Source organism: Palleronia sp., assembly GCF_042089775.1.
In the GTDB taxonomy this organism is placed as follows: Bacteria; Pseudomonadota; Alphaproteobacteria; order Rhodobacterales; family Rhodobacteraceae; genus Palleronia.
Window position 1 is genome coordinate 1 of record NZ_JBELKF010000119.1, and the last position, 7,333, is coordinate 7,333.

The following is a 7,333-nucleotide window of genomic DNA, read 5'->3' on the forward strand; positions in this document are numbered from 1 at the left end:
CACGAAGACGTCCGTTCCCTTCGACGACCGGACCCGCCCGACGATGGCGACGCCGTGGGTGCCGCCATAGCCGAGCCTCTCCCACGCGGCGCGGCGGTCGGCGGCAGGCCGATAAGCGTCTACGTCGACTCCATGCGGCAGTGTCGCTGCAACATCGGGGAAGAACCTAGCCGCGTCCGGCGAGGTGGCGATCACCGCGTCCATCCGGCCGATCAGCCAGCGGGGGAAGGCGCCGTGCCGGTGCTTGGCGGCCGAGGTGAAGACGGTGCGGATCGGCAGGCGCAGGACGTCTCGGGCGTAGAGGGCCGAGATCATCTCGGGGTCGCGGCGGACGTGCCAGATCGCGAAGGGGCGCCCCGGCGGCGGCGTCCGGCTGAGGCGGCGCGCGGCACGCGGGGAGATCGGGTCGGGCAGGCCGGGCAGCGGATGGCCGACGAGCGCGAGGTCGTAGCGCGCCAGGTGGTGCACTGCCATGCGTTGGGCGGTCGAGGAGACCCCGGTGAACCGCGCGTTGTAGTTCGTGACAAAGAGCTCGGGCATGGGAATGATGTGCCCGGCGCGGGGCGCGTTGTCGAGGGGCTCAGAGCGCGAGGCAGGCGCCGGCGATAGCGCGGGCAAGGTCTGCCGTGGGGCCGGTGCCGACGGTTTCGGTGCGGTGCGGGCCGATGCTCTCGGCCGCCGCGGCCGCAATCTCGGACGGGGTGCGCACGCGCGTAACGATGGGGCCGAGTGCGGTCAGGTCGGTCTCGGCATTTGCCGTGTGGGGGCCGGTGAGGATACGGCAGGCGAAGGCGGCGGGTTCCAGGGGGTTGTGGCCGCCGATCCCCTCGACCAGCGAGCCGCCGAGGAAGACCGTCCGCGCGAGGGAAAACCACAGCCCCATCTCGCCATACGTATCGGCGATATAGAGGTCGCCGACAGGCGGGGCGCCGCGGCTGCGCAGGCGGGGCCGCCAGCGGGCGAGGGTTTCCTCTAGCTCTGCGCCGCGTTCGGCATGGCGGGGGACGAGGATGAGAAGCGCGTCGGGATGCGTCCGGCGCAAGATGGCGTGGGCCTCGGCCACCAGCTTTTCCTCGCCCGGATGCGTCGAGGCCGCGACCCAGACGGGGCGGTCGCCGATGCGGGCGGCGAAGGCGGCGCGTTCCGCCTCGTCCACCGGTAGGGGTGCGGCGGCGGCTTTCAGCGATCCAGCGACCTCGACGTTCAGGGCGCCAAGCGCGCGCGCGCGTTCCGCCGTCGCGGCATCCTGTGCAAGTAGTAGCGTGATCCGGCCGAACACGGCGCGGGCAAGGCCGGGCGCGCGACCCCATTTCCGCGCCGTTTGCTCGGTCAGCCGTGCAGAGACCACGGCCAACGGAATGCGCCGCCGGTCAAGCGCCGCAATCTGGCTGGGCCACAGCTCGCTTTCGAGGAAGATCGCCCGTTCGGGTTTCCACTGGGTCAGGAATCGCGTCACCGCGCCCGGATCGTCCACGGGAGCGAAGCGGTGCACCGCCCGGTCCGGCAGGCGCATCGAGGCCAATGATGCCGAGGACGCGGTCGTCGTCGTCAGAAGCACCCGGGCGTCGGGGCGGGCGGCCAGCAAGGCCTCGATGAGGGGAAGGGCCGACATCATCTCGCCCACGCTGACGGCATGGACCCAGATCACCGGTCCTTCCGGCTCCGGGTCGCCTTGTCCCAGCCGTTCGGGCCAGCGGCCTGGGTCGCCGCCCTTTTCGACGTAGCGCCGCTCGGTCCTTTTGCGGATCACGAGCCAGAGCGCGCGCTCGCCCCAGCCCACGAGGCTCAGCCAGATCGACCGCCTTGCCATCGGACCGTCAGCCGCCCGTGTGGCTCATGTGGCGGGACATCTGCCCGCCGGCTTCCTGCCGGGAATAGTCGAAATCGTGGCCCTTGGGCTTCAGCGAGATTGCCGCGCGGATCGCCTGTTCCAGTGCGCGGTTGTCTTCGGACGCGCGGAGCGGCGTGCGCAGGTCGGCCATGTCCTCTTGGCCGAGGCACATGTAGAGCTCGCCCGTGCAGGTGAGCCGGACCCGATTGCAGCTTTCGCAGAAATTGTGGCTCAGAGGCGTGATGAACCCGATCTCCTGCCCCGTCTCGCCCAAGCGGACATAGCGGGCCGGACCGCCGGTGCGTTTGGTCAGTCCGGTCACGGTAAAGCGCTCGGCCAGACGGGCGCGCACGTCCTTCAGCGACCAGAACTGCCCGACGCGATCTTCTGCGCCAAGGTCGCCCATCGGCATGACTTCAATGAAGGTCAGGTCCATGTCCCGCTCGGCGCACCAGTCGACGAGGGTGTGCAGCTCGTCCTCGTTGAAGCCCTTGAGGGCAACCGTGTTGATCTTGACCCGCAAACCGGCGGCCTGTGCCGCGTCGATCCCCTTCAGAACCTGCGGCAGGCGGCCCCAGCGGGTGACACGGGCGAACTTGGCCTCGTCCAGCGTGTCGAGCGACACGTTCACCCGCCGCACCCCGGCGTCATGGAGGTCCTGCGCAAACCGCGCGAGCTGCGAGCCGTTCGTCGTCAGCGTCAGCTCTTGCAGTGCTCCCGACTCAAGGTGCCGGCCCATCGCGCGGAAGAACGTCATGATCTCGCGCCGGACGAGCGGTTCACCGCCGGTGATCCTTAGCTTGCGCACCCCGAGGCCGACGAAGGTCGAGCACATGCGGTCGAGTTCTTCCAGCGTCAGCAGCTCCTTCTTGGGCAGGAACTGCATGTTCTCGGCCATGCAGTAGACGCAGCGAAAGTCGCAGCGGTCGGTGACGGAGACGCGCAGATACGAGATCGCGCGCTGGAACGGGTCGATGAGAGGCTCGGTCATGCGGTGGAACCTATGGCGCAGCCGGGGGGGCAACAAGGGGCAGTCCGTCGTTGTGGCCCGGGGCGGGATGGTGCAGGCTTTCACCATGATACGCTTCATTCCCCTTTCCGCCGCCGCGCTGGCCCTTCTTGGCGCCTGTTCGCAAATCTCATCTGGTGAGGTCCGCGGGTCCCAGCCGCCGCAGCCAGCGTCTTCAATGGCGCCGACGACCGCGCCAGGGCCCGAGGTCACTGATGCCGCCGCGGAAGAAGAGGGCGAGGCGGCGGGCCCTACGCCGGTAGGCGGATCGCAGCGGCTGGGCGAGGTGACGGCGTCACTGGGCGACGTGAGCGTTCCGGGCACCTGGCTTGCTACGTCTCTGGTGTCGTCGGCCCAGCCGGGGCGGGTGGAGGTCGCTTCGACCGGGCAGACGGCCGAGGTCGAGCTTCGGCCCGCGACTGCCGCCGCAACACTGTCTCCGTCGGCGATGCAGGCACTTGGGGTCGGGCTGACCGATATTCCGACAGTGGTCGTCTATACGCGGTAATATCTGCCCGCCGTCGCGAGGCGGCGGGCCGTTCTTCAGGCGTAGGCAACCGATGTCGTGCGACTGCGCAGCGCGCCGACGCTCCACGGCCCCGGGCCTGCGAAGAAGATGTAGAGAAAGACGAAGCAATAGAGGATCGCCGCGTCGCCGCCGTTGAGTGTGGGGTACGCCGATTGCGGCGCGTGGGCGATCCAGTAGGCGCACGCCATCAGCCCCGACAGCACGAAGGCGACCGGCCGGGAGAACAGCCCGACGATCAGGAGCGCGCCGCCGGCGAGTTCCAGGATGCCCGCGATCCACGGCAGGCTGAAGGCCGCCGGGTTCATGTCCGAGGCCGGAAAGCCCAGGATCTTCTGCGTTCCGTGCACGAAGAAGATCAGCGCAGACACGATTCACAAGACGCTGAGCGCTTGCGGGGCGTAGCGGTTCAAGGTCGTCATTCGGTAGCTCCTGTCTGGATGAGGCGCGGTAACTTTACGTTGCGTCACTTATCACGCGAATGCACGAGCGCGAATTCGGGCAAAACGAACGGATTCTGTGCGCCGGTGCGGGGCAGGGCGCCGACATGTCGGTTTTCGGCGTCAGGCGGCGCAAACGGGCCGCGCGGGCGGGTTGTGGCACGCTAGGAAGGCCGGAAGCGAACTTCAGGGGTGCGATCATGTCCGACACGGCGACACGCAAGCGCGGCAGGGGCACGGGGGGCGGCGCCGCGCGGCGGGCCGAGCGCACCGCCGTTGTGATCGAGGCCGCACGCTATATCGAGCGCAACATCCCGAACCTTGAAATGCTGGATGAGGCCGCGCTCGAGATCATCGAGGCGAATGCCGAGACGGTGCTCGAGGAAATCGGCGTCGTCTTTACCGAGAATCCGGCCGCGCTCGACCGGTGGCGCGAGGCAGGAGCGGACGTGCAGGGCGAACGGGTGCGCATCCCGAAGGGGCTCGCCCGTCAGCTGTGTTCGACCGCGCCAGCGCAGTTCACGCAGCACGCGCGCAATCCCGAGCGGTCGGTCGAGATCGGCGGACGCAACTTGGTCCTCGCGCCGGTCTACGGCCCGCCCTTCGTGCGCGATCGCCAACTGGGGCGGCGCTATGCCACGATCGAGGATTTCCGCAGCTTCGTGAAGCTCGCCTACATGTCGAAGTGGATGCACCATTCGGGGGGCACGGTCTGCGAGCCGACCGACATCCCGGTGAACAAACGGCATTTCGACATGCTGATGGCGCACATGACGCTGTCCGACAAGCCGTTCATGGGATCGGTGACCGAACCCAGCCGCGCCGCCGATTCGGTCGAGATGTGCGAGATCCTCTTCGGCAAGGAGTTCGTGGCCGAGAACACGGTGATGACCTCGCTCATCAACATCAACTCGCCGCTGACCTTCGACGCCACGATGATGGGCGCGCTCGAGATCTACGCTCAGGCGAACCAGGCGTGCATCGTGTCTCCGTTCATCGTGGGCGGAGCGATGGCGCCGGTCACTGTGGCGGGGACGCTGACGCAGGTTCTGGCGGAAGTGATGGCGGGCGTCGCGTATAGCCAGCTCTGCCGCAAGGGTGCGCCGGTCATTGCTGGTGCCTTCGTGACCTCGATCGACATGAACTCGGGCGCGCCGACCTTCGGGACGCCCGAAGCGGCGCTGATCACCTACGGCGCTGGGCAGTTGATGCGGCGGCTGGGGTTGCCGTATCGTTCGGCGGGGGCGTTCACGGGATCAAAACTGCCCGATGCGCAGGCGGCGTATGAGACATCGAACTCGTTGAACATGGGCCTGCTGTCGGGCGTGAATTTCATGCTGCACGCGGCTGGGTGGCTGGAAGGCGGTCTGGTCGCGTCGCTCGAGAAGTTCGTGACTGACGCTGACCAGCTGGGCGTGCTGCACACGCTGGCAGGTGGCGTCGACATGAGCGAGACCGGGCAAGCGATGGACGCGCTGCGCGAGGTGGGGCCGGGCGGCCACTTCCTTGGCTGCGCGCACACGCAGGCCAACTTCAAGGGCGCGTTCTGGCGCTCGCAGGTCCTGGACTACAAGCCCTATGAGACCTGGGCGGACGAGGGCGGCCGCGATACCGCCGCCCTGGCCGAGGTGCGGGTCGAGAAGATGCTGGCGGACTACCAGCAGCCTTTTCTCGACCCCGAGATCTCCGGCCGGCTCGAAGATTATGTCGCGCGGCGCAAGGCCGAGATGCCCGACGCCTTCAACTGAGCCGCCCCACGCCCAACAGGAGGCGCGCCTCGGCAATCAGCGCCGTCAGCGCCTCCACGTGGCCGGCGGCGGAATACCCGGCATCCCCCCTGCGCCGCGCATCATCCAGCGCGCGCTCGGCCCGAGTCAGCAGGTCGAAGCTGGCGGTGCCTGGCCCGGGCGCGACGCCCTTCAGGATTCGCGACAGGACCGAGTCGCGATCATAGCATGTAAGCCCGTGGCGCGCGGCCTGCACGAGCAGGCGCGGACGGCGGAGCTGTGAGAGGGTTCGTTCGAAGATCGACATGTGTAACTCCCGAATCTGGCGGGAATGTGTCTGCCATGAGACAACTTATTGTTGCGCGATCGGAACAAGTAGCGCGCGGATGCGCAGGTTGGGCTTAGTATTTCGTGGGCCATATGCCTTCGACGGCTAATGTCGTTAACAGAACGTCAACAGTAGACGTTGATTAGTACTCAGCGATTCTTCTGTGGATCAGATTAATTAGGATCGGAGGTCGAGTGATGGGGGTACACCCGAAGCAGACGGCAAACGCCTGCCACGACGCCTGGATTCCCGGCCATGTGCGGACCTATCTCGCGCATGTCGTCGAGGGCCGGTCGATCCGGTCCCTGGCCCGTAAGGCCGGGTGCCATCCCTCGACCGTCCTGCGCCAAGTCAGGCGCTGCGAGGCACGGCGGGACGATCCTCTGATTGACAGGGCTTTGACGCGGCTCGGGCGCATCCGGACCGCTCCGCGGGTCGCTGGACCGCTCGAAGGGAAACGGGACATGAATGCGATGACACACGCGGACGCCTTTCCGTCGTCAGAGGAGTTCGACAGGGAGGCCGAACGCGTCCTGCGTCGCCTGACCGAACAAGGAGCCTGCCTCGCGGTTGCCGAAGGCATGGAAATGGCGGTCATCGTCCGCGAGGTTCCGGGCGGCGAGACGTTGCGCACCGGCACGGTGGCGAGCGCAATCGCCGAAGCCATGGCGCTGCGGGAGTGGATTGCCTCGGGCGGATCGGGTCGCGTCCTTCGCTACCGGATCACCGGCAACGGCCGCACGGCTCTGAAAGCCTACGTTGCGCAGGCCGAGAACGCGTCTGCCCGTGCGGTGCAAGACGACGATACCCCGGACAGGCGGACCCGCTATGCCGCCGAAAGCCCGCTGGTCATGCTGGCGCGGCGCAAGGACAAGTCGGGCGAGAAGTTCCTGGGCGACGGCGAAGTCCGTGCCGGCGAGCGGTTGCGCGAGGATTTCGAGATTGCCGCGATGGCCGGCATCCCCGATGGCGGCTGGGAGAGCCTGCTGACCGGCTCCGCCCAGGGCAATGTCAATGCGCGCGGGTCCGAGGGCGCGCTGGCGCGGGTTTCTGCCGCGCTCGCCGATCTTGGGCCGGGTCTCGGGGACGTGGTGCTGCGCGTGTGCTGCAAGCTCGAAGGGCTGGAAACGGTCGAGCAGCGGATGGGTTGGGCCGCGCGATCGGGCAAGATCGTGCTGCGCATCGGTCTGCAACGGCTCGAGCGGCACTATGCCGAACACGGTGTGAAGGGGGGCGGCCTGATCGGGTGACCTTCGGAACAGCTTGATGAAGAAAAAATCATGAAGAAAAAATCGCCGCCGGTCATTCCGGCGGCGATCTTCGTTCTAGGTAGGGCTGTCGGGAAACGCGGCGACCCTCGATGCTCTGGTCGAGTGCAGCGGGTTTTCTTGCTAAGGCCAAGAGATTACCATTAATTGAAGCGATGCTGAGCCACGAACAACGCCGCGCCCGCCGTGCCACCCTTCGCTCCT

Annotated in this window: 7 protein-coding genes and 1 pseudogene; 3 read left to right on the forward strand and 5 right to left on the reverse strand. The window is 67.4% G+C overall.

The window, feature by feature from the left end; all coding sequences use genetic code 11:
- The 3 genes and pseudogenes from ACFDS3_RS17820 to moaA form a co-directional block, all read right to left on the reverse strand.
- Positions 1–540: pseudogene (locus ACFDS3_RS17820) on the reverse strand (glycosyltransferase family 1 protein); the annotation flags it as partial.
- A gap of 40 nt (positions 541–580) precedes the next feature.
- A complete protein-coding gene (locus ACFDS3_RS17825; RefSeq protein ID WP_375263701.1) occupies positions 581–1,810 on the reverse strand; it encodes a 3-deoxy-D-manno-octulosonic acid transferase in 1,230 nt (409 codons plus the stop codon).
- A 7-nt stretch (positions 1,811–1,817) separates the two neighbouring features.
- Positions 1,818–2,822 (reverse strand): GTP 3',8-cyclase MoaA, encoded by a 1,005-nt coding sequence (gene moaA, locus ACFDS3_RS17830; protein ID WP_375263702.1) that lies wholly within the window; start codon positions 2,820–2,822, stop codon positions 1,818–1,820.
- Positions 2,823–3,018: 196 nt separating this feature from the next.
- Between moaA and ACFDS3_RS17835 the strand changes: the two genes are divergently transcribed.
- Positions 3,019–3,348: a hypothetical protein gene (locus tag ACFDS3_RS17835; protein WP_375263703.1), complete on the forward strand. Its 330-nt coding sequence runs from the start codon at positions 3,019–3,021 to the stop codon at positions 3,346–3,348.
- Positions 3,349–3,383: 35 nt separating this feature from the next.
- Here the strand turns inward: ACFDS3_RS17835 and ACFDS3_RS17840 are convergent, their stop codons facing one another.
- The gene (locus ACFDS3_RS17840) at positions 3,384–3,737 is read right to left on the reverse strand and encodes a DoxX family protein (RefSeq protein ID WP_375263704.1); all 354 of its coding nucleotides are present in this window, start codon (positions 3,735–3,737) and stop codon (positions 3,384–3,386) included.
- Between the two features lie 269 nt (positions 3,738–4,006).
- Here ACFDS3_RS17840 and ACFDS3_RS17845 point away from each other — a divergent pair, with 269 nt between their 5' ends.
- Positions 4,007–5,554, forward strand: coding sequence for a trimethylamine methyltransferase family protein (locus ACFDS3_RS17845; RefSeq protein WP_375263705.1), 1,548 nt, complete (start codon positions 4,007–4,009; stop codon positions 5,552–5,554).
- Here the strand turns inward: ACFDS3_RS17845 and ACFDS3_RS17850 are convergent.
- The gene (locus tag ACFDS3_RS17850; protein WP_375263706.1) at positions 5,547–5,840 is read right to left on the reverse strand and encodes a DUF6477 family protein; all 294 of its coding nucleotides are present in this window, start codon (positions 5,838–5,840) and stop codon (positions 5,547–5,549) included. The genes ACFDS3_RS17845 and ACFDS3_RS17850 overlap by 8 nt on opposite strands.
- A gap of 218 nt (positions 5,841–6,058) precedes the next feature.
- On the opposite strand from ACFDS3_RS17850, the gene ACFDS3_RS17855 reads away from it, so the two are divergent.
- Positions 6,059–7,111 (forward strand): DUF6456 domain-containing protein, encoded by a 1,053-nt coding sequence (locus tag ACFDS3_RS17855; RefSeq protein ID WP_375263707.1) that lies wholly within the window; start codon positions 6,059–6,061, stop codon positions 7,109–7,111.
- The last annotated feature ends 222 nt before the right edge of the window (positions 7,112–7,333 follow it).